A 24,500-nucleotide genomic window follows, 5' to 3' on the forward strand; every position below is an offset into this window, starting at 1 on the left:
TCAGGCCGCGGTGCGGACGCGGACCAGGTGACGGGCGTAGGCCTCGGTGGTGAGGAAGGCGGGCAGGTCCGGGCCCAGGGCGGTCTCCTCCAGGATCCGCACCGCGTCGTCGACCAGCGCCGGGTCACCGCCCTCGGCGAGCAGGGTGGCCCGCTCCCGGTCGATCAGCCGGCGCACCGTGCCGGCGGTGGCGAGCGTGCCGCCGGTGAGCCGGGTGCAGTGGTGCTGCCACTGCCAGATCTGGCAGCGGGCGATCTCGGCGGTGGCGACGTCCTCCATCAGGCCGAAGACGGCGACCGCGCCCGCGCCGCCGAGCCAGGCGGTGAGGTAGCGCAGCGCGACGGCGACGTTGGAGCGCAGGCCCTGCTCGGTCGGCAGGCCCGCGGAGAGCCGCTGGACGGCCAGCAGGTCGGCGGCGGTGACCTCGACGTCCTCGCGGGTGCGCTCCAGCTGGTTCGGCCGGTCGCCGAGGACGGCGCCGAAGGCGGTGCGGCAGGTGCCGACCAGGGCGGGGTGGGCGACCCAGGAGCCGTCGAAGCCGTCGCCGGCCTCCCGCTCCTTGTCGAGCCGGACGCGGGTGAGGGCCGCCTCGTTGGCGTCCGGGTCCCGCTGCGGGATGGCGGCGGCCATGCCGCCGATGGCGTGGGCGCCGCGCCGGTGGCAGGTGCGGACCAGCAGGTCGGTGTAGGCGCGCATGAACGGCTGGGTCATCGTGATGGTCGCGCGGTCGGGCAGGACGAACCGCGGCCCGTGGTGGGCGAAGTTCTTGATCAGGCTGAACAGGTAGTCCCAGCGGCCGGCGTTGAGGCCGGCGGCGTGCTCGCGCAGCTCGTGGAGGATCTCCTCCATCTCGAACGCGGCCGTGATGGTCTCGATCAGGACGGTGGCCCGGATCGTGCCGTGCGGGATGCCCAGTTCGGCCTGGGCGAAGGTGAAGACGTCGTTCCAGAGCCGGGCTTCGAGGTGGTTCTCCAGCTTCGGGAGGTAGAAGTACGGGCCGCTGCCGTTCGCGATCTGCCGGCGGCCGCAGTGGAACAGGTAGAGGCCGAAGTCGACCAGGGCGGCGGCCATCGGGCGGCCGCCGATCCGCAGGTGCTGCTCGTCCAGGTGCCAGCCGCGCGGGCGGACCACGATCGTGGCCGGGGTGGGGCCGATGCGGTAGCGGCGGCCCCCCGGCGCGGTGTCGTCGATCCGGAGCAGGACGGCATCGAGCAGGTTGAGCTGGCCGGAGACGAGGTTGTGCCAGGTGGGGGAGGTGGCGTCCTCGAAGTCCGCCAGCCACACCCTCGCCCCGGAGTTGAGGGCGTTGACGGTCATCCGGCGCTCGGGCGGGCCGGTGATCTCCACCCGGCGGTCGTGCAGGCCGGGCCCGGCCCCGGCCACCCGCCAGCCGGGGTCCTCGCGGACGGCGCGGGTCTCCGGGAGGAAGTCCAGGGTGCCGCCCGCGGCCAGGGCGGCGGCCCGGCGGCCGCGCTCGGCGAGCAGGCCGGCACGGCGTTCGTCGAAGGCGTCGTGCAGACGGACCAGGAAGCTCAGGGCCTCGGGGGTGAGGATCTCCTCGAACCGCTCTTCGTGCTCGCCGAGGATCTCGATACGGCTGGTCAGGGTCATCCGGCTCTCCAGGCTGGTGGGGCCCGGGGCCGCGCCTCGTGACGCGGCCCCGGGCGCGGGGCGGCCCGGGCGGGTCGCGTCCCTCAACGGGACCCGCGGGCCGGGGTGGGCGGCGGCCGAGGAGGAGCCTCCGGGAACGGAGGGACGGCCGCCGGGGGTGGCTCAGTGGAACTGCTCGGCCTCGGTGGAGCCGGTCAGGGCGAGCGTCTCGGCGTTGGGGTTGAGCGCGGTGGAGACCAGGTCGAAGTAGCCGGTGCCGACCTCGCGCTGGTGCTTCACCGCGGTGTAGCCGTCCGGCACGGCGGCGAACTCGGCCTCCTGGAGGTCGACGTAGGCGGTCATGCCGTGCTCGGCGTAGCCGCGGGCCAGCTGGAACATCGAGTGGTTGAGGGCGTGGAAGCCGGCCAGGGTGATGAACTGGAAGCGGTAGCCCATCGCGCCCAGCTCGCGCTGGAACTTGGCGATCTGGTCGTCGTCGAGCGCGGCCTTCCAGTTGAAGGACGGCGAGCAGTTGTAGGCGAGCATCTTGTCCGGGTGCTCGGCCTTGATCGCCTCGGCGAACTCGCGGGCCTGGGCGAGGTCCGGGGTGCCGGTCTCGACCCAGATGAGGTCCGCGTACGGGGCGAAGGCCAGGCCGCGGGAGATGACCGGGGCCATGCCGGGCTCGACCCGGTAGAAGCCCTCGGCGGTGCGCTCGCCGGTGCAGAAACGGGCGTCGCGCTCGTCGACGTCGGTGGTCAGCAGGTTGGCGGCGAGCGCGTCGGTGCGGGCCACGATGACCGTCGGCACGTCGGCGATGTCGGCCGCGAGACGGGCGGAGTTGAGCGTGCGGATGTGCTGGGCGGTGGGGACGAGCACCTTGCCGCCGAGGTGGCCGCACTTCTTCTCGGAGGCGAGCTGGTCCTCGTAGTGGATGCCGGCCGCGCCGGCCGCGATCATGCCCTTGGTGAGCTCGAAGGCGTTCAGCGGGCCGCCGAACCCGGCCTCGGCGTCGGCCACGATCGGGACCAGCCAGTCCGGTCCGTCGTTGCCCTCCGCCGCGTCGATCTCGTCCGCCCGCAGCAGCGCGTTGTTGATCCGCCGCACCACCTGGGGCACGGAGTTGGCCGGGTAGAGGCTCTGGTCGGGGTAGGTCTGGCCGGCCTGGTTGGCGTCGGCGGCGACCTGCCAGCCGGAGAGGTAGATCGCCTGCAGCCCGGCCTTCACCATCTGCACGGCCTGGCCGCCCGTCAGTGCGCCCAGCGCGTGGACGTAGTCCTGCTCGTGCAACCGGCGCCAGAGCCGCTCGGCCCCGCGCCGGGCCAGCGTGTGCTCCTCCCGCACGGTGCCGGCGAGGCGGACCACGTCCGCCGCCGTGTACGTCCGCTCGATGCCGGCCCACCGGGGGTCGGACGCCCACCGGGCGGCCAGCTCCGCCGCCTGCTGCTCCTGCTGCTGCCGAACCGACTGGGTCATGAATCCGCTCCCGGGAGGTACTCGTTGCGAAGGATGTGAGGATGCTCACGTCGCGAGGTGGAGGTGCGGCCGGGGCGCCGGGCAGGCGGTCTGGACCGCCGAGACGTCGGGTGCCCCCGAGCCCCCGCCGCCAAGCCCTGAGTGCCTGGCGGGGAGAGGCTGTTCGTGGTGCGCCTTCCGGCCGCAGCACCGACTCTGGCACCCCCGGCCACTGCCGTCACCGCTGGACGGCGGCCAACTTCTGCGAAGCGGATCCTGCGAATCTGCGAAGCCTGCGAAGACGTCCGTGCCGTGCCTCTGGCTATGCTGCGGGCACCGGACAGGGTCGAGGACGACGGGAGACGGCCGGATGGGGAGGACGTTCGCCGGTGCGAGGCTGCGCCGCCTGCGCGAGGACCGGGGGCTCAGCCAGGCCGCGCTCGCCCGGCTGCTCGAACTCTCTCCCAGCTACCTCAACCAACTGGAGCACGACGCCCGGCCGTTGACCGTCCCGGTGCTGCTGCGCCTGACCGAGGCCTTCGGCGTCGACGCCGGGTACTTCGCCCCGCCGGACACCGCCCGGCTCACCGCCGAACTGCGCGACTCGCTCGGCGAGGAGCTCGCCGCCGGGCGCCTCACCCCGGGTGACCTCGACGACCTCGCCACCCGGCTCCCCGCCGTGGCCCGGGTGCTGATGGACCTCGGCCGCAGCCGTCGCGCCGTCGCCGAGCAGCTCGCCATCCTCGCCGGGGACCGCGGCCCGGCCGTCGGCACGGCCCGCACCCCGCACGAGGAGGTCCGCGAGTTCTTCTACCGCCGCCAGAACTACGTCCATGAACTCGACGTCGCCGCAGAGGAGTTGGCACTCTCCATCGGCCTGAGGCGGGGCGGGGTCAGGGCGGTGCTCGCCGAGCGGCTCACGGCCGGGCACCAGGTCCAGCTGGCCACCGGGGGAGAGCGCCTCCACGCGTACGACCCGGACACCCGCGTGCTGCGCCTGTCGGACCGGCTGCGCCCGGGCCAGCAGGCGTTCCGGATGGCGACCCAGCTGGCCTACCTGGAACACGACGGCCTGCTCGGTGAACTGGCCGCCCAGGACAGTCCGCCGGGGTCGACCGCCTGGTCCCTGACCCGGATCGGCCTGGCCAACTACTTCGCCGCCGCACTCGTCCTGCCCTACGGCGTCTTCCACGCCGAGGCGGAGACGGCGCGTTACGACATCGAGCACCTGGCCGACCACTTCGGCCTGGGCTACGAGACCGTCTGCCACCGCCTCAGCACCCTCCAGCGGCCGCGCCTGCGCGGGGTGCCGTTCTCCTTCGTCCGGGTCGACCGGGCCGGCAACGTCTCCAAGCGGCAGTCCGCGACGGACTTCCACTTCTCCCGCACCGGCGGCACCTGCCCGCTCTGGAACGTCTACGAGGCCTTCGCCGCCCCCGGCCGCGTCCACGTCCAGGTCGCGGCGATGCCCGACGGCCGGCGCTACCTGTGGACCGCCCGGGCCGTCACCCGCTCGCCCGGCGGCTGGGGGCGCCCCGGCAAGACCTTCGCCATCGGCCTCGGCTGCGAACTGCGCCACGCCCCACGGCTGGTGTACTCCACCGGCCTCGACCTCGCCGACGAGGCCGCCGCCACCCCGATCGGCCTCGGCTGCAAGGTCTGCGAACGCCCCGCCTGCCCGCAGCGCGCGGCGCCCGCCGTCGGCCTCCCCCTGGAGGTGGACGAGCACACCAGCACCTTCGCCCCCTACCCCGTCCACGCCGAGCCGCCGGGGCCCTGAAGCGCCCCGGCGCCGGTCGGCCGCGGCGGACTCACGAGGTGGCGAAGGCGACATGACGCTTCGTTGACGCCGATTCCGTGCACATGGTCTGATGAACCGGTTTTTCATCCTCGGCAGTCAGGGGAAGCCGGTCCAACTCCGGCGCTGACCCGCAACCGTAGATCCACCCTCGACGGGTGGGTGAGCCGGAATGCCTGCGCCGAGGGTCTGTTCGGAGAGCACTTGCGTCGTCGCGGACTACGACGTGGTCAGGACGGTCCCCTGCCCGGGGAGCCGTCGGCTACGCCGTCGTACCCCGCGTCGACCGACCAGGGAGTCGCCGGTGAGGGTCAACAGCAGTCGTACGCGTCACAGAGGCCGGAGCCTGGCATCCCTGCTGGTCACCGGGACCGTCGCGGTCGCCGCGGGCGGCACCGTCGTGCTCGGGCATCCCGGCGCGGCGGCCGCCGATCCGATCGAGGAGTGCACCGCCACGACCGGCGCGATCGTCGCCGTCGACTTCGGCCACTGGGGCGGCGGTGTCGTCCGCGGCTGTGACGCCCGCCCCACCACCGGGATGAATCTGCTGCACAACGCGGGCTTCACCACCACCGGCACCGAGCACGACGGCCCGGCCTTCATCTGCCGACTGGGCAACGGCACCTTCGGCAACGGCACCCAGTACCCGACCGCCGCCGAGGAGCCCTGCGTCAACACCCCGCAGGCCACCGCGTACTGGTCGTACTGGATCGCCGAACCCGGCCAACAGGCCTGGTCCTACAGCCAGTTCGGTGCCGCCACGCAGAAGCCCAAGCCCGGCGAGGTCGAGGCCTGGGTCTACGGCGGCACCGACATCGGCGGCACCAACGGGGCACCGACCTTCACCCCGGACTCCGTCCGCGCCAAGAACACCGGCCCGTCGCCCTCCGCATCGTCGTCCCCCTCGTCCCCCTCGTCCTCGTCGTCCCCGAGCCCGACCGGGCCGCCGCCGGCCGCCGGCGATCCCGCTGCGGCGGCGGCCTGGCTGGCCGGCCGGCTCGTCAACGGCGAGTACATGGGAAACTCGGCCTTCGAGGGCCCGGACTTCCCCCGGACGTCCCTCACCGCGATCGCACTCGCCGCCGCCGGGACACAGGACCCGGCGCTGCGCAAGGTCGTCGCCTACCTCTCCGCCCACACCGACGCGTTCCTCCACCCGGACGGGCCCACCGGGAAGCCCGACTCCAGGGCCGCCGCACTGCTGGCCCTGGTCGCCGAGAGCACCGACGGCAACCCCCGGTCCTTCGGCGGCCGGGACCTCATCGCGGCGCTCACCGACCACGTGTGTGCCGCGGCCGGCGAGAACGGGAACTGCACCGCCGCCGGGGACTTCCACGCCGCGGCCTCGCCCTGGGTCCAGTCGCTGGGCGTCATCGCGCTGCAGCGCGCCGGCGTCACCCCGCCCGCCCCGACGCTGGCCCGCTTCGCGGTGCTCCAGTGCGCCGACGGCGGGATCTCCGGCTCCATGATCGTGGCGGGCGGCTACTGCGAGTCCGACCCGGGCGTCACCGGCCTCGCCGTCCTGGCCCTGCGCCGGGCCGCCGACTTCGAGCCGATGGCCAGGAAGGCCGCGGACCAGCTCGCCGCGAGCCAGCAGGCCGACGGCTCCTACGCCCCCTACGTCGGTGCCACCGGCGACACCGGCAGCACCGCCGGCGCGGCCCAGGCGCTCCGGGCCACCGGCCAGGCGGTGAAGGAGGCCGCCGCCAAGGCGTGGCTGGCCGCCCGCCAGGGCAAGGACGGCGGCTTCGCGCCCGACGAGTCGACCGCCGACGCGGACCCGGCCGCGACCGAGCAGGCCGTCCTGGCCCTGACCGGCACCGACCTGACCAGCGTCCGGCACAACCCCGACGGCGCCACCACGACGCCGACCCCGCCCGCGGGGAAGACCCCCGACCTGGCCAGGGGCAGCGCCTACCTGACCGCCCCGGCGCACCTGATCGACGGTCACTACTACGAGGCCTTCCCGAGCTTCGCCGACTTCGGCCTCACCATCGACGGGGCCTACGCCCTCGCCGCCACCGGCACCGACGACGCCGCGCTGCGCAGGATCGTCGACTTCCTCGACCAGCAGGGCAAGGACGCGGGCGAGCGCACCGTCAACGACTGGACCGGCATCGGCACCGAGTACGCCGGCGGCGGCTCCATCGGCAAGGAGGCGCTGCTCGCCGAGGTCGTCGGCCGCAACCCCCGGGCCTTCGGCGGCCACGACCTGATCGCGGCCCTGGCCCAGGCGGTCTGCGCCCAGGCGGCCCCGGACACCGGCTGCGCGGCTGCCGGCAACTACACCTGGGCCACCTCGGTGTTCTCCCAGTCGCTCGGCATCATGGCCCAGCTGCGCGCCGGCGACACCGCGAACGCCGCCGCGCCGATCGCCTACCTCAGGGGCCTCCAGCACGCCGACGGCTCCTGGCCGAGCCTGATCCCCGCCACCGGCGACTCCGACGTGGACAGCACCGCGATGGCCGTCATGGCGCTCGCGCTCGTCCCCGGGGACGAGGCCGCCCAGGCGGTCGACAAGGGGCTGACCTGGCTGGCCGGGCGCCAGCTGGCCGACGGGGGCTTCCCCGGCGCGGCCGGTGACTCCACCAACTCGGCGGCCCTGGCCGTCCAGGGGATGACGCTCCGTCAGTCCGCCTACCAGGCGCAGATCGCCAGGGCGCTCGACTTCCTCGCGGGCCAGCAGAACGGTGACGGCGGCTTCAACGTCGCCTCCGCCGGTCAGCAGGGCTCGGACGTCCGGGCCTCCACCCAGGTGCTCGGCGGTGCCACCGGGATCTCCTTCGGCGCGCTCCACCGTGACCTCGGCAGCACGCCGACGCCCACCCCGACCGGCACCGGCACGCCCACCCCGACCGGCACGCCGACGCCGACCGGCACCGCCACGGTCACCCCGACCGGTACGCTGACGCCTACCGCCACCGCCACGGCGACTGCCACCGCCACGGCCACCGTGACGGGTACGCCGACGGCCACCGGCTCGCCCGCGCCCACCGGCACCTCCACGGTCGTTCCCCAGCCCACCGGCGGTGCGACCACGCCGCCCGCCGGCGCTCCCGCCCCCGGTGACACCGTCGACCCGGTGCGCGGCGGTGCCCCCGTCGACGCCGCCCCCGTCGACGCCGCCCCCGTCGACGCCGCCCCCGTCGGCGGCAGGCCGGTCGAGGCCGCCCCCGTACAGACCGGTGGCGGAGGCCTGGCCGGCACGGGGACCGAGGCGCTGGCGCTGACGGCCGCCGCCGGGATGCTCACCGCCGCCGGCGCCGCAGCCGTCCTGGCCGCCCGCCGCCGCACGGCCTCCGCCCCGGGGCGTCACCGGTGATCCGGCGACTCGGCCGGCTGCTGGGAGCCACCGGCCTGACCCTCGCCCTGGCCCTCGGCGGGGTCGGCGTCGGTGCGGCCCCGGCGGTGGCGGCGCCGCTGCCGATCGAACAGTGCACCACCACCTCCGGCGTGGTGCTCGCGGTGGACTTCGGCAAGTGGGGCGGCCCGCTGCTGCGTTCCTGCGGCACCACCCCGACCAGCGGTTACACCCTGCTCAACCAGGGCGGTTGGAAGACCACCGGGACGGGGCACGACGGTCCGGCGTTCATCTGCCGGATCGGCTACAGCGGCTTCCAGGGCGGCAAGCAGTACCCCACGCCGGACCAGGACAAGTGCGTCCTCACCCCGCCCGCCACGGCCTACTGGTCGTACTGGCACGCCGATCCGGGGGAGAACATCTGGTCGTACAGCCAGCTCGGTGCGATGAGTTACCAGCCGAAGCCCGGCAGCGTCGACCTGTGGATCTTCGGCGGGACCAACATCGAAGGGACGGAAGGACGACCCACCTTCTCGCCCGACACCGTCCGCGCTCACAACACCGCGCCGGGCGGCGGTACCGCCGTCACCCCGCCGCCGGCCGACGGCGGTACGGCGGGCGGCAGCGGGTCGGTGTCCGCGAGCGGCGGTTCGGGCGGTACGAGCGGCGGTGCTTCCGCCGGCGGCACCGGCGGCACGAGCGGCGGCAGCGGCTCCGCGGGTGGCTCCGGCTCCACGGGTGGTTCCGGTTCGGGGTCCGGTTCCGGCTCCGGCTCCGGCTCGAAGAGCGGTGGCACCGGCTCGACGGGCGGCGGCACCGGCGGCGGCAGCTCCGCCGGCACGGCCGGGGGGACCAAGCGCCCGCCCGCGTCCGGCACCACGGGCGGATCGTCCGGCACCACAGGCGGCCGCACCACACCGGTGAGCCCGTCGCCCGGGGATCCGGCACCGGACACCCCCGAGCCCGAGGCCGCCGGGACACCCACCACCTCGGCAGAGACGCCCTCCGAGCAGCCGTCCGACACCCCGGCGGCCACCGACCCCGCCAGTGCGGCGCCCACCGTCATCGAGAGCCCGTCCACCCCCGTGAACGCCGGCGGCCCGGTGGTGGTGGACGCGGCCCCGGCCGCCGACGCGCCGCACGACGCCGGGTCGATGGTCCCCGCCGCGGTCGGCGCCGCCCTCGTGGTGGCGCTGGGCGTGGCCACCGTGATCGCCGCACGACGGCGCCGTCGACAGGCCGAGTGATCCGGTGACCGTGCTCGACAAGCCGGGCACCGGCTCCCCGCAGTCCGCTCCCGGGCGGGCCGCGGGGAGCCGGCGCAGCCCCCGCAACCTCCACCCGCTGGCCTGGTGGACCTGGGCACTCGCCCTGGCGACCGCGGCCAGCCGCACCACCAACCCGCTGCTGCTCCTGCTCGTTCTCGCCGTGCTCGGGTACGTGGTCACCGCCCGGCGCACCGAGGCCCCGTGGGCGCGCGGATTCACCTACTACCTGTGGGTGGCACTGACCGTGGTGGCGATCCGGGTGGTCTTCCGGTGCGTCTTCGCCACCGGCATCACCCCGCACGACCACCTGCTCTTCTCGCTCCCGCACATCCCCACGCCCGCCTGGTACGCGGGCATCCAGATCGGCGGCCCGGTCTCCCTGGAGGCCACCCTCTCCGCGGCCTTCGACGGACTGCGCCTGGCCTGCCTGATCTGCTGCATCGGCGCGGCCAACACCCTGGCCAACCCCAAGCGCGCCCTGCGCGTCCTGCCCGGGGCCCTGTACGAGCTGGGCGTCGCCGTGACGGTGTCGCTCAGCGTCGCCCCGCAGCTGGTGCAGAGCGTCCAACGCGTCGCCCGGGCAAGGCGGTTGCGCGCCGGGCAGAGCAAGGGAATCCGGGCCCTGCGCAGCATCGTCGTCCCGGTCCTGGAGGACGCGCTGGAGCGTTCGCTGCACCTGGCCGCCGCGATGGACTCGCGCGGCTACGGACGGTCGGGGACCGCCACCCGCCGCTCCCGCCGGATCACCGGAGCCCTGATGCTGCTCGGCATGTGCGGCCTCTGTGCCGGGGTGTACGGGCTCCTGGACGGCACCGCCCCCGCGGCCCTGGGACTGCCCGCGCTGCTCGCGGGTGCCCTGCTGTGCACCGCCGGGCTGGCGCTCGGCGGCCGGCGCGTGCGCCGCACCACCTACCGGCCGGACCGCTGGCGGGCCGCCGAGTGGGGCGTCGCCGGCTGCGGGGTGGCCGCCGCCGTCCTGTTGTTCGGCACGGTCGGCTACGACGCGACGGACCTCAACCCCTCTCTCTATCCGTTGAGTTGGCCGGCGCTGCCGGTCGTCCCGGTGCTCGCGCTGCTGCTGGCCGGCGCCGCCGGGGCCATTGCGCCCCCGCCCGGCCGCTCGTCCGGGCCGGTCGGCACCACCCGGGTGGCGGGTGGCGCCGGCGCGACCAGGAACAACCGCCCGCAGACCGAGGTGACCAAGTGATCCGATTCGACCAGGTCGCCGTGGTGTACGACGGCGAGACCAACCCCGTGCTGCGCGACGTCGACCTGCACATCCCCGAGGGTGAGCTCTGCCTGGTGGTCGGCCGGACCGGCGTCGGCAAGTCGACCCTGCTCGGCGCCGTCAACGGCCTCGTCCCGCACTTCACCGGCGGCACCCTGCGCGGCCGGGTGACCGTCGACGGCCGGGACACCGCTCACCACCCGCCGCGCGAACTGGCCGACGTGGTCGGCGTGGTGGGACAGGATCCGCTGGCCGGCTTCGTCACCGACACGGTGGAGGAGGAACTCGCTTACGCGATGGAGCAGTTGGCCGTCCCGCCGGACGTGATGCGCAAGCGCGTCGAGGAGACCCTCGACCTGCTCGGGCTGGCCGACCTGCGCCACCGCGCGCTGCACGAACTCTCCGGCGGCCAGCAGCAACGCGTCGCCATCGGCTCCGTCCTGACCGCCCACCCCCGCGTCCTGGTCCTGGACGAGCCGACCTCCGCGCTCGACCCGACCGCCGCCGAGGAGGTGCTCGCCGCCGTCACCCGCCTGGTGCACGACCTCGGGGTGACCGTCCTGCTCGCCGAACACCGCCTGGAGCGGGTCGTCCAGTACGCCGACCGCGTCGTCCACCTGCCCGGCGACGGCACCGTCGAGCACGGGCCGCCCGCCGAGGTCTTCCGGGACACCGCGATCGCGCCGCCCGTCGTCGACCTCGGCCGGCTCGCCGGCTGGACGCCGCTGCCGCTGTCCGTCCGCGACGCCCGCCGCGCCGCGGGCCCGCTCCGGGAGCGGCTGGCCGGACGCCCCGCGCCGGCGCCGCGCCGCGAACCGGCCGCGGGAGAGGCCGTGCTGACCGCCGAACGGATCGTGGTGCGCTACGGCGAGGTACCCGCCGTCCGGGAGGTCGGCCTGGAGCTGCGCGCCGGGCAGGTCACCGCCCTGATGGGCCGCAACGGCTCCGGCAAGTCCTCGCTGCTCTGGGCCCTCCAGGGCTCCGGCCCCCGCCAGGGCGGCAGCGTGAAGGTCGCCCGGGCCGACGGCGGGCCGGCGAAGGACCCCAAGCGCCTCTCCGCGTCGCAGGCCCGGCAGCTGGTCGGGCTCGTCCCGCAGACCCCGACGGACCTCCTCTACCTGGAGTCCGTCGCCCAGGAACTCGCCCAGAGCGACCTGGAGGCGGCCGACCACGCCACCGGGCCGACCGCACGGCAGATCCTGGACCGGCTGGCCCCCGGCATCCCCGACGAGGCCCACCCCCGCGACCTCTCCGAAGGCCAGAAGCTGGCGCTGGTCCTGGCGATCCAGCTGGCCGCCGCACCCCGGGTGGTCCTGCTGGACGAGCCCACCCGGGGGCTCGACTACCACGCGAAGGAGTCGCTGACCGGCATCGTGGACGCCCTCGCCGCCGAGGGCCGCACCGTCGTGGTCTCCACCCACGACGTCGAGTTCGTCGCCTCCGCCGCCGACCGGGTGGTGGTGATGGCCGAGGGCGAGATCGTCGCCGACGGCCCCACCGCCGAGGTCATCGTCTCCTCGCCCACGTTCGCGCCCCAGACCGCCAAGATCCTCGCACCGCTGCCCTACCTGACCACCCGGCAGGTCGCCACGGCCCTCGAACCCGTGGAGGCCGCCCGATGACCGCCGTCCGCATCCCCGGCCGGGCCCGCATCGTCGTGGCGCTGGCCGCGTTCATCGGGCTGGTCGCCTTCACCTGGCCGTTCGTCGTCGCTCCGGGCAGGTTCGGCTCCTCCTACGCCCCGCCGCTGATCTTCGGTGCCCTGCTGATCCTGGTCCTCGCCGTGGTGATCGCCGAGATCTCGGCCGGCGGCATCGACGCCAAGGCCCTCGCCATGCTCGGCGTGCTCTCGGCCGTCAACGCCGGCCTGCGCCCCCTCGGCGCCGGCACGGCCGGCGTGGAGACGGTCTTCTTCATCCTGGTCCTCGCCGGCCGGGTCTTCGGCCCGGGCTTCGGCTTCACCCTCGGCTGCACCTCCCTGTTCGCCTCCGCCCTCCTCACCGGCGGCGTCGGCCCCTGGATGCCCTACCAGATGTTCGGCTGCGCCTTCGTCGGCATGCTCGCCGGGCTGCTGCCCAGGCTCCCGCGCCGGTGGGAGGTGCCGACGCTGGCCCTGTACGGGGCGGGCTCCGGGTACCTCTTCGGCTTCCTGCTCAACCTGTCCTTCTGGCCGTTCTCGACCGACCCGAACAGCTCGATCGCCTACCTGCCCGGCCTGCCGTTCACCGAGCAGTGGCACCGCTACCTGCTGTTCGACCTGGCCACCTCGCTCGGCTGGGACACCGGCCGGGCGGTCACCACCGGCGTCGCCGTCCTCGTCGTCGGCCCGGCCGTCCTCACCGTCTTCCGCCGCGCGGCCCGCCGCGCCAACTTCGAGCCGACCGTGCGCTTCGAGCCGACCGCGCGCCACGAGGGACCGGACGCCTCCGCCGCCCCGGCGGAGGCGGGCAGCGCCGCACAGCCGGCCGGAACGGCGTCCGCCTGAGTCCGAACGGACATCACCGTGCCCGAGGCCGAGAGGCCCCGGACGCTGACGGTGGACGGTGGCGAGCGGTTCGGGCGGAGCGGACCGCCCCGCCGGGCCGGCGGGGCGGTCACGACGGTCAGCGGGAGCCGAAGTCGGCGTTCCAGGAGGCCGCGCCCGTCCGGGCCAGACCGACCTCGGCGTAGTTGTCGAGCATGATCTCCAGGTGGCCCGGCGACCTGATCCAGCCGTCGACGGCGGCGTCGATGCCGGTGGGGCCGTAGAAGGCGATCTCACCGAACGCCCTCCAGCCGTAACCGAGGCCCCGCGCGATGTTCCCCGAGTCGCAGAAGTGGCCCGAGACGTGGCGCTGGTCCATCTGGTCGGCGTTGCACTTGGCGGCCTGGGCGAGCGTCTGGTTGAGACGTACCGCCGGCTTGCCGTACTGGGCGCGCACGGCGTTGAGCCGATCGAGGAAGCGCTGCTCCACGGAGGTGCCCGTGCCCGTTCCCGGCCCGCTCAGGTCGAACCGCTGGGACATGCTGCCGTCACAGTTCTCGACGGTGACCTCCCGGTCGAGGCCGTGGTAGGTCAGGCAGCGGTTGTCGCGGGCGTTGTGGATGTAGGTGCCGCCCTCGGCGGCGGACTCCAGGGTCCACTGCTGGTTGTCGCCCGCCCACCAGTGGATGAACTGGGTGGACCGGCCGTCGTTGAGGTCCATCTCCAGGACGCGCTCGGTGCCGTTGACGTTGCGGGCGAAGTCCACCCGGCCGCCCGGCTTGTTGGAGATCCAGAACGAGGTGGAGGCGTCCCGGTAGTTGCGGGCGATGATCCGGGAGGCCTCTCCGTCGGAGCTGGCCAGCGCGTGGTGGTTCTGGTGGTCCTGGATCGTGATCATCTGCTCGACCACGTCCGCCGGCGCGGCGTTCGCCGGTGTGGCGAGCAGCGTGAGGCTGCTCACCGATATCGCGGAGACGGCGAGCGCCAGCCCCGCCCGCTGGGTGCGCGGGCGGGGGCGGAGGTTGTGGGTGGAGGGGTGGGACACGGGGCTCTCCTGCTGTCGGTGGACCGCGGCGCGTCTGCGGCGGCGGGCAACGACAGGACACCAACCGGGTGTTGACGATCGATCAGCATGACGTTGACGGCCGCGGAGTCCGGGCACCGCCGCCGGCCCGTCACCGCCGCCGGCCCGTCAACGCCGACGGCCCGGCACCACGTGGGTGCCGGGCCGTCGGGAGGGTGGACCTACTTGGGCATCTCGTTCCACAGCTGCTGGGCGCTCTTGCCGGTGAGCTGGACCCAGATCTGGTCGTTGTAGTTCGTGGTGTTCAGCAGGTGTGCCAGGCCGGGCTTGCCGTAGGTCCTCGAGACGTGGTCGATGAACCGGGCGGTCGCCTGGTACCCGCTGTCGTAGTTGGTGTTCGGGCCGAAGTGCTGGGCGCCGGTGCCCGGCTGGAAGTTGTAGTCGCGCACCCAGTCCGCCAGGCCCTCGCCCAGCCAGGACGGGCGGGAGGTCGGGTTGTCCCAGACCGCGACGTGCACGGCCTCGTGCACCAGGAAGCCGGTGTCGTTCCTGTTGCCCCGGGTGTAGTCGATGTTGACGTGGACCTCCTTCACCCCGTTGCGGACCGTGGTGTAGGCGGGGTAGTCCTTCAGGGTCGGATCGAAGATGATCCTGAAGTGGGTGGGGGCGCCGAAGGCCCCCTTGGTGATCAGCGCGGAGATCGTCGGGTAGTAGTCCGCGACGGTCTGCTTCTGCTGCTCCAGCCACTGGCCGAGGTCCGGGGCCTGCGAGTAGTCCAGGTCGATGGCCGGGCGGTCGGTGGTCGGCGGGGTGGTGCCGGTGGTGCGGTCGAGGTTCCAGGACTGCGCCGGGTCCCCGGCGTTGCAGGAGGCGACCTTGGCGTTCAGGTCCGCACCGCGGGTGAGGCAGAGGTTGTTGTCCGAGACGCTGTGCAGCAGCCAGGCCCGGCCGTTGCCCATCGCGGTGTTCTCCAGCCACCACCTCTGGTTGTCCGCGCCGACGTAGTTCCAGGCGCCGACGGTGTTCCTGCCCCGGTCGCGGTCGACCGCGTTGTTGGTGCCGGGCACCTTGACCGACCAGGTGCCGTTGCCCTCGTCCTTGACCGACCAGACCTGCTGGGCGGTGGACTCGTTCCAGTCGCGGACCACCACGTTGGAGCCGGCATTCCGGCTGTCCCACTGGAGGGCGCCGCCCGCGTAGCTGGAGATCCGGTAGTCGGAGCCGCTGGACGGCAGCGGTTCGGCCGCACTCGCGGTCCCGGCGCCGAAGGCCATCCCGGACACGACGGTCGCGGCGGACAGGGCGACGGCGGCGGCCGTACGACGGGTGATCATCTCTGGTTTCTCCTCCCGGGCGGCTCCCCCCTGGAACCGGCCCGCGGCCCATGTCACCGGGCGGCGGTGTACACGGTGTCGACGGTCCGTCAACGGATCCGTTGACGGACCATCGGCTCCGCCGGGCCGGACCACCGCACCGTGACCGCTGCGGCTCGGCCCCCGGGGCAGTGGTCGGGCTGCGTTCGGCAGGCGGCGGGGCGGCTGGGCGGCCGGGCGGCGTTCGGCGGGGCGTTCGGCGGGGCGTTCGGCAAGTCAGCGTTTATTCGCAGGTGGGAGGGTCATGGGCGCGACCGAGGGCCCGGCCCGGGCCATGGCGGCGGGCGCGACGGAGAACGGGTCGGGGAGGATCATGCGTGGCACCACGCTCGGGGACCGCTATCGGCTGGACGAGTGGCTCGGCGGTGGCTCGATGGGCGACGTCTGGCTCGCCGAGGACGAGGTGCTCGGCCGCCGGGTGGCCGTCAAGGTCCTGAAACCCGCGCTGCTGGACGAACCCGGCTTCGCGGAGCGGTTCCACGAGGAGGCCCGGGTGATGGCCCGGCTGCGGCACCCGGGCATCGTCGGCGTGCACGACTTCGGCTCCGGCCGCACGGACGGCGGCCAGTCCTGGACCACGGCCTGGGGGAGCACCGGCCGCCCGATCGCCTACCTGGTCATGGAGCTGATCGACGGCGAGCCGCTGAGCGAGATCCTGACACGGCGAGGTCGGCTCACCACCCCGGAGACGCTCGGGATGGCCCTCCAGGTCCTGGCGGCGCTCCAGGCGGCGCACGAGGCCGGCGTCGTCCACCGGGACATCAAGCCGGCCAACCTGATGGTCCGCGAGGAGCGGGTGGTCATCGCCGACTTCGGCATCGCCCGCCCCGGCTGCGACACCCGGCTCACCGTTCCCGGGATGGTGCTCGGCACCGCCGCGTACCAGGCGCCGGAGCAGGCCTCCACCGGCACCGTCGGCGCCCCGGCCGACCTCTACGCGCTCGGCGTCGTCCTCTACGAGTGCCTGTCCGGGCGGCTGCCGTTCCACGGGGAGACCGCGCTGGAGGTGATCCTCAAGCACCTGACCGAGCCCGCGCCACCACTGCCGGCGGACGTCCCGGCCCCGGTCCGGGCCCTGGTCGAACGGGCGATGGCGAAGGACCCGGCCGAGCGCTGGCCGGACGCCGCCACCATGGCGGCGGCCGCCCGGGCCGCCGTCGACGGCGAACCGGTCGAGGGCCTGGCGTCGGGTACCGCGGGGCGTGCGGTGGTCGTGGCCGCGCCGTGCCCGGTGGTCGTGACCGGGGCGGCCGCGGCCGCGCGCCGCCCCCTGGCCCGGTGGCGGGCGGCCCTCGGCGGCCGCCGCCGGCGGCCCCTGATCGCGGCGGGGGCGGTCCTGCTCTGCTGCACGATCGCCGCCGGCGCGGTCACCGCGCTGCGCCTCCACGGCGACCGCACCGCCGCCGACGGCGGGCCGGCCGCCGACGGCGGGCCGGCCGCCGGCGGGGCGCCGATGTCCTCGCCCGGTCTGGCCATCCCGCTCTCCGCTCCCGACGGACAGGCCCCCGAGTCGGGCGCGCCGTCCTCGCCCGGCGCCTCCACGGCCGCCGGGTCGCCCGCGCCGACCACGCCGGGCGCCCCGGTGGCACCGGGCCCGGGCCCGGTGGCCGGAGGCGGACCAGGGGTCGTCACCGGGGGCGGGGCGCCCGGCACCCCAGACGCCCAGGGCAGCACACCGAACGCTCCCGCGCGACCGTCGACCGGCGCGCCGTCGCCACCCCCCGGGGCGGCCTCGCCTGCGCCCGGCGCCGCGGCCCCCGCACCGGCCTACACGGCGGCTCCCCCGCCCCCGCCCGCCTACCGCACGACACCGCCGCCCTCGCTGTCGCCGGCCCCGGCCTACACGGCGGCTCCCCCGCCGGTCTACACCGCTCCGCCGAACTACTCCACTCCGCCCATCAAGCCGCCGACGGGGCCCGTCGGCCCGCTGCCTCCGCGCGCCAGGCTGAGCACCGGCGGGTCCGTCCTGTACGACCAGGAGTCCCTCGACCAGGACGGCAACCCCGTCGTCACGACCCGCGACGACGGCGGCCCCGCCGCCGTCTGGACGCTGAACCCGTACCAGGGCGGCGGGTACTTCCTGGCCAACGGCGCCACCCAGTACACGAGGGTGCTGGACCTGGAGGAGACGTATTCCCGGGCGCAGCTGCGGCGCTCGCCGCCCTACAGCTCGAACCAGATCTGGTCGTTCGTCCCGGTGGCCGGGGGCTACATGATCGTCATCACCAAGGACTCGCTGCGCTGCCTGTCCGCCGCGGGCCCCTCCACACCCGCCGTGGTCCGCCCCTGCGACGGCTCGCCCGGGCAGACCTGGACGGTCACCGCCGCCTGATCGCCGACCCCTGATCGCCGACCCCCGGTCCCGTGACCGGGGGTCGGCCGTCTGCTCAGGCCGGGAGCCAGGAGGGCCAGCGCTGCCGGGGCGGGCCGGCGGGGTGGTCGCCGCCGAGGAGGGGCAGCAGGCGTTCGGCCTCGGGCGAGCCGATCGGCGCCAGGATGCCGTGGGCCTCCGCCCAGCAGGAGCGGGCCCGGGCGAGGTCGCCGGCCGGGCCCGGGCCGCCGAAGCGGCGGTCCGCGAGCGCGTCGCCGAGCGTGGCCAGGGCCAGGCCGCGCCCCCGGTGGTCGCCGTCCAGGGTCAGCGCGTCGACCGCGCGGCCCGCCGCGTCGACCGCCTCCGTACCGCGCCCGGCGGCGCGCAGCGACTCGCCGAGCCGCAGCAGGATGCGGCCGGTCCGGCGGTGGTCGTACGGGTCGGTCAGCGCGAGCGCGGCCCACTGGTGGGCGACCGCCTGGTCGTGGTCGCCGCGGTCGTGGGCGATCGTCCCGAGCGCGTCCCGGGCGCGTGCCTCCAGCTCGCGGTCGGCCAGTTCATGGCTGACCAGCAACGACTGGTCGACCACCCGGTTCGCCGCGTCGAAGCGGCCCTGCCGGGCGAACGCCCCCGCCAGGTCGAGGAGTTCGGCGGCCAGCGCGCGCCGGTCGCCGATCCGCTCCCAGACCGAGACGGCGGCGGAGAACCCGGTCACCGCCTCGTCGGGGCGGCCGATCTGGACGAAGCAGTCGGCCAGTGAGCCGTGTGCGAGCGCGAGCAGCGGCTGCGGCAGCCCGTGCGTGGTGCACAGGTCTCGGGCCCGGAGCAGCTCGGCGAGCGCCGAGGGCGCGGAGCCGACCTCGGTCAGCAGCCGGCCGAGCACCAGGCGGGCCCGGGCCTCCGCCGTCCGGTCGCCCTGGTCCAGGGCGGCGCGCAGCAGGGCGTTGGCGGCGTGGCCGAGCGGGCGGGTGGCGTGACCGGAGTCGGCCAGCAGGCAGCAGCCCAGCAGCAGTTCGGCGAGCCGGTCGAGGGCCCCGGCGGTGCCGGCGGGGCGGCCGGCGCGGCCGGGGAGCTTGGCGCACTGGCTCACCAGCGCACCGACGCCCAGGTACTCCCCGACGGCGAGTCCGGACCGCGCCGCCGAGGCCCCGAGCGCGGCCGACACCCGCGCGTGGTAGTGGTCCGCCAGCCGGGTCAGGGCGCCCGCCGCCTCGTCGGCGCCGGCTGCCTCGTCGGCGCCCGCCGGCGGGCCGCCGTCCCGGCCGCCCTCCCGGCCGCCGTGCGGGCCGACCCGCTGGGCGAAGGCCCGCAGCAGGTCGTGGTAGCGGTAGTGGTCGGGGTGCGCCGAGATCTCCAGCATCGAGCAGTCCACCAGGCACTCGGCGAGTTCCACGGCAGCCGGTTCGGGCAGGTCGAGCACGGCGGCGACCGCCGCCGGCGACAGGTCGGGCACCTCCGGGACGGCCAGCAGCCGGAACGCGCGGGCCTGTTCGGAGTCCAGCTGGTCGTAGCCGAACCGGAAGGAGGACTCGACGGCGAGGTCCCCGCTGCGCAGCGCGTCCAGCCGGTACCGGTCGCCGGTGAGCTTCGCCAGCAGCCGGGCGATGGTCCAGCCCGGGCGGCAGGCCAGCCGGGCGGCGAGGATCCGCACCGCCAGCGGCAGCTGGCCGCAGAGCCGGACGAGTTCGCGGGCGGCCTCCTCCTCGGCCGCCACCCGCTCGGCCCCGACCACCCGGGTGAGCAGGGTGACCGCCTCCTCGGCCGGGAGGACCGGGAGTTCGGCGAAGCGGGCGTTGGGCAGCGCGCCGAGCCGGGTCCGGCTGGTGACCAGGACGGAGCAGCCCGCGCTGCCCGGCAGCAGTGGCCGGATCTGCTCGGCGTCGCGCGCGTTGTCGAGCAGGACGAGGACACGGCGGCCGGAGAGCAGCGAGCGGTAGCGGGCCGACCGTTCGGCGAGGCCCGCCGGGATCGCCTCCCCGACGACGCCGAAGGAGCGCAGGAAGGCCGCCAGTGCCTCCTCGGGCCGGGTCGGGCGGCCGTCCGCGCCGTGCAGATCGAGGTAGAGCTGGCCGTCCGGGAACTCGGCGGCGAGGCCGTGCGCGACGTGGACGGCGAGCGCGGTCTTGCCGACCCCGCCCATGCCCGCGACGGCCGCCACGGGCACACTGCCCGGCTCCAGCAGGGCGGCGCGCAGCATCTCGGCCTCCGCCTGCCTTCCGGTGAAGTCGGCGGTGTTGGCGGGGAGCTGGGCCGGGATGAGAGTGGACGCCGGGTCCGGCCCGGCCGGCGGTTCGGCGGGCTCCTGGGGCGGCGGAAGGAGCGTCCGGGCGGCAGGCGCCGCCAGGGTCTCGTCCGCCGCGAGGATGCGGCCGTGCAGGTCGCGCAGGCCAGGCCCGGCGCCGACGCCCAGCTCGGTGCGGAGCCGGCGGTCCGCCGCCCGGTACACCGCGAGCGCCTCGGCCTGCCGGCCGGAGCGGAAGAGCGCGAGCATCAGCAGCTCCGAGAGCCGCTCGCGCAGCGGGTGTTCCTCGACGGCCGCGCTCAGCTCGGCGACCGACTCCGCCCACCGGCCGCCGTCGACCTCCGCCTCCAGGCACGACTCCGTGACGGCGAGCCACCGTTCGTCCCACTCCCGGCGCTGGCGCTGAGCGTAGGGGCCGGGCAGCCCGGACATCGGCTCGCCGCGCCACAGCGCCAGTGCCGCCCGCAGCGTGGCGGCGGCCTCGGAGTGGCGTCCGTCCGCGCGCAGGGTCCGGGCCTCGGCCAGCAGCGCCTCGCACCGCCCGGTGTCGAGGCCGTCGCCGACCGCGAGCAGGTACCCGCCGCCGACGGAGGTCAGCGCCTCCGCCCCGATCACCCGCCGCAACCGGTGCACGTACGTCCGGATGACTCCGGTGGCCCTGGCGGGCGGCTCGTCGCCCCACAGGTCGTCGATCAGCTGGGCCGCCGAGACGTGCCGGCCCGACCGGAACAGCAGGGCGAGCAGCAGGCTCTGCTGCTGCGGCGAACCGAGCGACAGCTCCACCTCGCCCCGCCACCCGCGTACCGGCCCCAGCACCGCGAACCTCAGTCCGCCCGATGTCCCGCCCTCGCCAGCCAACCGACTCCCCCTTCACCCGACGACACGCCCCCATCGGCATGATACCGATCGGTATTCCCCCTGATCAGGCCATATTCGGCAGTCCGCCCGAGGGGCTTGGCGGGGCCGGGGCCGTCCCAGCTCGCCGGCCGGGCGGGTCCGGCGATACCGCCGCCCCCGGCCGCCGTCCCCGGCCGTCGACCGAGCCGTAGCGCGCCGGGCACCGCCGTCCGGGCGGCGACCGCAGCATCACAGCGGCGCCGCGTCAGCCCAGCGCGCGGTCGAGGTTGAAGGCGGCGCTGATCAGTGAGAGGTGGGTGAAGGCCTGGGGGAAGTTGCCGAGCTGTTCGCCGGTCGGGCCGATCTCCTCCGCGAACAGACCGAGGTGGTTGGCGTAGGTGAGCATCTTCTCGAAGGCGAGCCGGGCCTCCTCCAGCCGGCCGGCGCGGGCCAGCGACTCCACGTACCAGAAGGAGCAGATCGAGAAGGTGCCCTCGGGGCCGTGCAGGCCGTCCGGGCTGGTGGCCGGGTTGTAGCGGTAGACCAGCGAATCGGAGACCAGGTCCGTGGTGAGGGCGTCCAGGGTGGAGAGCCACTTGGGGTCGGTGGGCGAGACGAACTTGGCCATCGGCATCATCAGCAGCGAGGCGTCCAGCTCACCGTCGTCCAGCGCCTGGACGAACGCGCTCCGCCGGGTCGACCAGCCGCGTTGCATGATCTGCCGGTAGATCGCGTCCCGGGCCTGCCGCCAGCGGGGCAGGTCGGCCGGCAGGCCGCGGCGGTTCGCCATCCGCATCGCCCGCTCCAGCGCCACCCAGCACATCAGCCGCGAGTACACGAAGTCCCTGCGGCCCGCGCGGGTCTCCCAGATGCCCTCGTCGGGCTGGTCCCAGTGCTCGCAGAGCCAGTCCGCCACCGCGCCGACCTCGTCCCAGCGGTCGCTGCTGATCGGCTGCCCCCACTTGTCGTACAGGTAGACGGAGTCGATCAGGGCTCCGTAGATGTCCAGCTGGAGCTGGCCGGTGGCGGCGTTGCCGACCCGGACCGGTGCGGAGCCGAGGTAGCCCTCCAGGTGCGACAGCTCGTACTCGGGCAGCTCACTGCGCCCGTCGATGCCGTACATGATCTGCAACGGGCCGGTCGCACCGGTGCCGCGCAGGATGCCGCGCTTGTCGAGGAATCCCATGAACGCCTCGGCCTCCGAGGTGAACCCCAGGCGCAGCATGGCGTAGACGCAGAAGGCGGCGTCCCGGACCCAGACGTACCGGTAGTCCCAGTTGCGCTCGCCGCCGATCTGCTCGGGCAGGCTGGTGGTCGGTGCGGCGACGATCGCACCGGTCGGCGCGTAGGTGAGCAGCTTCAGCACCAGCGCGGAGCGGTTCACCATCTCCCGCCAGCGCCCGTGGTAGCGCGACCCGGCCAGCCAGCGGCGCCAGTACCGGACGGTCGCCTCGGCCTGCTCCTGCGCCTCGGCCCGCGGACACGACCGGGCCGGGACGCCGTCGCCGATCTGGTCGAGGGCGAACACGTGGGACTCGCCCTCGACGAGCTTGAAGTCCGACCGGACGTCCGGGCCGTCGCTCTCCAGCGGTGCGGTGGCGGTGAGCGCGAGCGTCAGTGACGGGGAGCGGAACACCGCCGCGTGACCTTCGAGGTGCGTGGTGTGCGCTTCGGCGCCGTAGCCGAAGCGCGGGGCGATGCGCGCCCTGAACGGGAGGGCTCCGCGGACGCAGAGCACCCGCCGGATCAGCCGGTGCCGGGCCGCCTCGCGCGAGTCGTCGACCACCGGCATGAAGTCCTGGATCTCCGCCACCCCGTCGGCGGCGAAGAACCGGGTGATCAGCACGTTCGTGTCAGGGAAGTAGAACTGCCGGGTGCGGGTCGGGACCTCGGCGGCCAACTCGAACGACCCGCCCCGGTCGGCGTCGAGGATGGACCCGAAGACGCTGGGCGCATCGAAGCGCGGGCAGCAGTACCAGTCGATGGTGCCGTTCGTGCCGACCAGGGCGGTCGTACGAAGATCGCCGATCAGGCCGTGTTCGGAGATCGGCAGGTAGCGGCAGCCGTCCGCCTGCTCGAAACCGGTCGTGTGGAACGCCATGTCGGCCTCCCTGCCGCTGCGGCGCGGGCCCGGAGATGCACCTTGCACTTCATGCTAGATCGCTGCTCGAGGCGCGGCTCGGGGCGGAGCCGTGCGGACGGGACTCGGCAGCCGCCTCGTTCCGGGCAACCCCGCCGGCACTTCCCGGGGTGGCCGCGGCGGCTGCCGCCGAGCGGTCGGTCGGCGCCGACGAGGCCGCGGGAGCCGGCCGGCACCGACGCGGCGCCCGCGGCCTCCTGCGGGCCGACGACCGTCCGGGAGACCCGGTCACGGGGCCCGCCCCGGTCAGCCCGTGGCGTGGTTGGCCCAGAGCGACGGGTCGTCCACGTTCTCCTTGGTGACCAGGGCCGAGGGGAGCTGGTCCTCCAGCCCGTTGGGCAGCTGGATGATGGTCGACCGGTGGTCGGTGGGCCCGGGCTGGAAGGACTTGCCTTCGGCGGCGGCCTTGGCGTAGTAGAGGGCGTATTTGGCGTAGAGGTCGGCGGGCTGGGAGACGGTCGCGTCGATGTCGCCCTTGCGGATCGCGTTCAGCTCGGCGGGGATGCCGTCGTTGGAGACGATGGCGATGTGGCCGGGCTGGCCGGCGGGCTTCAGCAGGCCCTTCTGCTGGAGCAGGGCGAGGGTGGGCTGCAGGAAGACGCCGCCGGCCTGCATGTAGATGCCGTTGAGGTCCCGGTTGGCGGCGAGGGTGGCCTGGAGCTTCTCGGAGGCGACGTCGCCCTTCCAGTCGGTGGCCAGCGCGATCACCTGGATGCCGGGGAAGTTGCGCTTCATGCAGGCGGCGAACCCCTCGGAGCGTTCGTATCCGTTGATGGAGGTCAGCGCGCCCTGGAGTTCGGCCACCTTGCCCTTGCCGCCGAGCTGCTTTCCGAGGAACTCGCAGGCCTTGGCGCCGTACGAGCGGTTGTCGGTGCGGACCACCATGTAGACGGTGCCGTGCTCCGGTTCGGTGTCCACGCTGATCGCGTGGATGTTGGCACGGAACAGCTCGGAGAGTGTCGTATCGGTGGTCATGGTGTTCTGCGGCGCCATGACGATGGACTTGGGATGCCGGCCGGCCAGTGAGTGGACGTTGGCGGCGAACGTCGCCTCGTCGCCGTCCGAATGGGTCGGGGGCAGGACACTCAGCTGCTGGTCGTTGATCTCCTGCTGGAGGTACTTCGCGTACGCCTTCCAGAAGTCGGAGTCGGCGCGGGGGATGTCGATGGCGATCTGCGGGCGGGACTCGCCGGGGTCATCCGTGCCCCCGCAGGCGGTGAGGCAGCCGGCGAGCAACACGGCGATGCAGCCGGCGCAGGTGGTCCGGGTGGTGCGGCTCTTCATGTGTCAGACCGTTCTGAGTGGTGGGGTCGTGCGTACCGAGGGAGATGGGACCGGATGTGCGGGAGCCGGCAGGTCGCCGTCAGGCGAGGGGGGTGCCGAGCGCCAGGGGTCGGTGCCGGCGGCCAGCCAGTCTTCGACGGCGGCGACGTGCACGGTGCTGGCGCTGGCGGCCAGGGCGGCATCGC

14 protein-coding genes are annotated in these 24,500 nt (G+C 74.6%); 7 read left to right on the top strand and 7 right to left on the bottom strand.

The genetic code is table 11. From position 1 onward, the window contains the following. Together aceB and aceA are read right to left on the bottom strand one after the other, a co-directional pair. Positions 1–1,611 (bottom strand): malate synthase A, encoded by a 1,611-nt coding sequence (gene aceB / locus ACZ5WK_RS22370; protein ID WP_465549300.1) that lies wholly within the window; start codon positions 1,609–1,611, stop codon positions 1–3. A 162-nt stretch (positions 1,612–1,773) separates the two neighbouring features. Then, the gene (gene aceA, locus ACZ5WK_RS22375) at positions 1,774–3,066 is read right to left on the bottom strand and encodes an isocitrate lyase (RefSeq protein ID WP_465549302.1); all 1,293 of its coding nucleotides are present in this window, start codon (positions 3,064–3,066) and stop codon (positions 1,774–1,776) included. 349 nt (positions 3,067–3,415) lie between these two features. Here aceA and ACZ5WK_RS22380 point away from each other — a divergent pair, with 349 nt between their 5' ends. The 6 genes from ACZ5WK_RS22380 to ACZ5WK_RS22405 all read left to right on the top strand — a co-directional run bounded on the left by ACZ5WK_RS22380 (position 3,416) and on the right by ACZ5WK_RS22405 (position 13,125). Next, positions 3,416–4,825, top strand: coding sequence for a short-chain fatty acyl-CoA regulator family protein (locus ACZ5WK_RS22380; protein ID WP_465549304.1), 1,410 nt, complete (start codon positions 3,416–3,418; stop codon positions 4,823–4,825). A 322-nt stretch (positions 4,826–5,147) separates the two neighbouring features. Continuing rightward, positions 5,148–8,165 carry a prenyltransferase/squalene oxidase repeat-containing protein gene (locus ACZ5WK_RS22385; RefSeq protein ID WP_465549306.1) on the top strand — a complete coding sequence of 1,006 codons (3,018 nt, stop codon included), beginning with the start codon at positions 5,148–5,150 and terminating at the stop codon, positions 8,163–8,165. Continuing rightward, positions 8,162–9,391 carry a hypothetical protein gene (locus tag ACZ5WK_RS22390; protein WP_465549308.1) on the top strand — a complete coding sequence of 410 codons (1,230 nt, stop codon included), beginning with the start codon at positions 8,162–8,164 and terminating at the stop codon, positions 9,389–9,391. The genes ACZ5WK_RS22385 and ACZ5WK_RS22390 overlap by 4 nt, the downstream gene beginning before the upstream one ends. Positions 9,392–9,401: 10 nt before the next feature. Continuing rightward, positions 9,402–10,619, top strand: a complete 1,218-nt coding sequence (locus ACZ5WK_RS22395) for an energy-coupling factor transporter transmembrane component T (RefSeq protein ID WP_465549328.1) — start codon at positions 9,402–9,404, stop codon at positions 10,617–10,619. Then, the gene (locus ACZ5WK_RS22400) at positions 10,616–12,262 is read left to right on the top strand and encodes an ABC transporter ATP-binding protein (RefSeq protein ID WP_465549310.1); all 1,647 of its coding nucleotides are present in this window, start codon (positions 10,616–10,618) and stop codon (positions 12,260–12,262) included. Before ACZ5WK_RS22395 ends, ACZ5WK_RS22400 begins: the two co-directional genes overlap by 4 nt. After that, positions 12,259–13,125 (top strand): ECF transporter S component, encoded by an 867-nt coding sequence (locus ACZ5WK_RS22405; RefSeq protein ID WP_465549312.1) that lies wholly within the window; start codon positions 12,259–12,261, stop codon positions 13,123–13,125. The genes ACZ5WK_RS22400 and ACZ5WK_RS22405 overlap by 4 nt, the downstream gene beginning before the upstream one ends. 118 nt (positions 13,126–13,243) lie before the next feature. On the opposite strand, the gene ACZ5WK_RS22410 is transcribed toward ACZ5WK_RS22405, so the two are convergent. Both ACZ5WK_RS22410 and ACZ5WK_RS22415 read right to left on the bottom strand, forming a co-directional pair. Next, the gene (locus ACZ5WK_RS22410; RefSeq protein ID WP_465549314.1) at positions 13,244–14,149 is read right to left on the bottom strand and encodes a CAP domain-containing protein; all 906 of its coding nucleotides are present in this window, start codon (positions 14,147–14,149) and stop codon (positions 13,244–13,246) included. A gap of 200 nt (positions 14,150–14,349) precedes the next feature. Next, positions 14,350–15,462, bottom strand: coding sequence for a basic secretory protein-like protein (locus tag ACZ5WK_RS22415; RefSeq protein ID WP_465549316.1), 1,113 nt, complete (start codon positions 15,460–15,462; stop codon positions 14,350–14,352). 283 nt (positions 15,463–15,745) lie between these two features. Between ACZ5WK_RS22415 and ACZ5WK_RS22420 the strand changes: the two genes are divergently transcribed. Continuing rightward, a complete protein-coding gene (locus ACZ5WK_RS22420; RefSeq protein WP_465549318.1) occupies positions 15,746–17,833 on the top strand; it encodes a serine/threonine protein kinase in 2,088 nt (695 codons plus the stop codon). 55 nt (positions 17,834–17,888) lie between these two features. Here ACZ5WK_RS22420 and ACZ5WK_RS22425 read toward each other — a convergent pair whose 3' ends face one another. The 3 genes from ACZ5WK_RS22425 to ACZ5WK_RS22435 all read right to left on the bottom strand — a co-directional run bounded on the left by ACZ5WK_RS22425 (position 17,889) and on the right by ACZ5WK_RS22435 (position 24,315). Further along, positions 17,889–20,912 (bottom strand): AfsR/SARP family transcriptional regulator, encoded by a 3,024-nt coding sequence (locus ACZ5WK_RS22425; RefSeq protein WP_465549320.1) that lies wholly within the window; start codon positions 20,910–20,912, stop codon positions 17,889–17,891. Positions 20,913–21,156: 244 nt separating this feature from the next. After that, positions 21,157–22,992, bottom strand: coding sequence for a glycoside hydrolase family 15 protein (locus ACZ5WK_RS22430; RefSeq protein WP_465549322.1), 1,836 nt, complete (start codon positions 22,990–22,992; stop codon positions 21,157–21,159). Between the two features lie 285 nt (positions 22,993–23,277). Beyond that, on the bottom strand, positions 23,278–24,315 hold the full coding sequence (locus ACZ5WK_RS22435) for a sugar ABC transporter substrate-binding protein (protein ID WP_465549324.1): 1,038 nt from the start codon (positions 24,313–24,315) through the stop codon (positions 23,278–23,280). Positions 24,316–24,500 lie beyond the last annotated feature (185 nt).

The organism is Kitasatospora sp. NPDC032757, assembly GCF_055579305.1.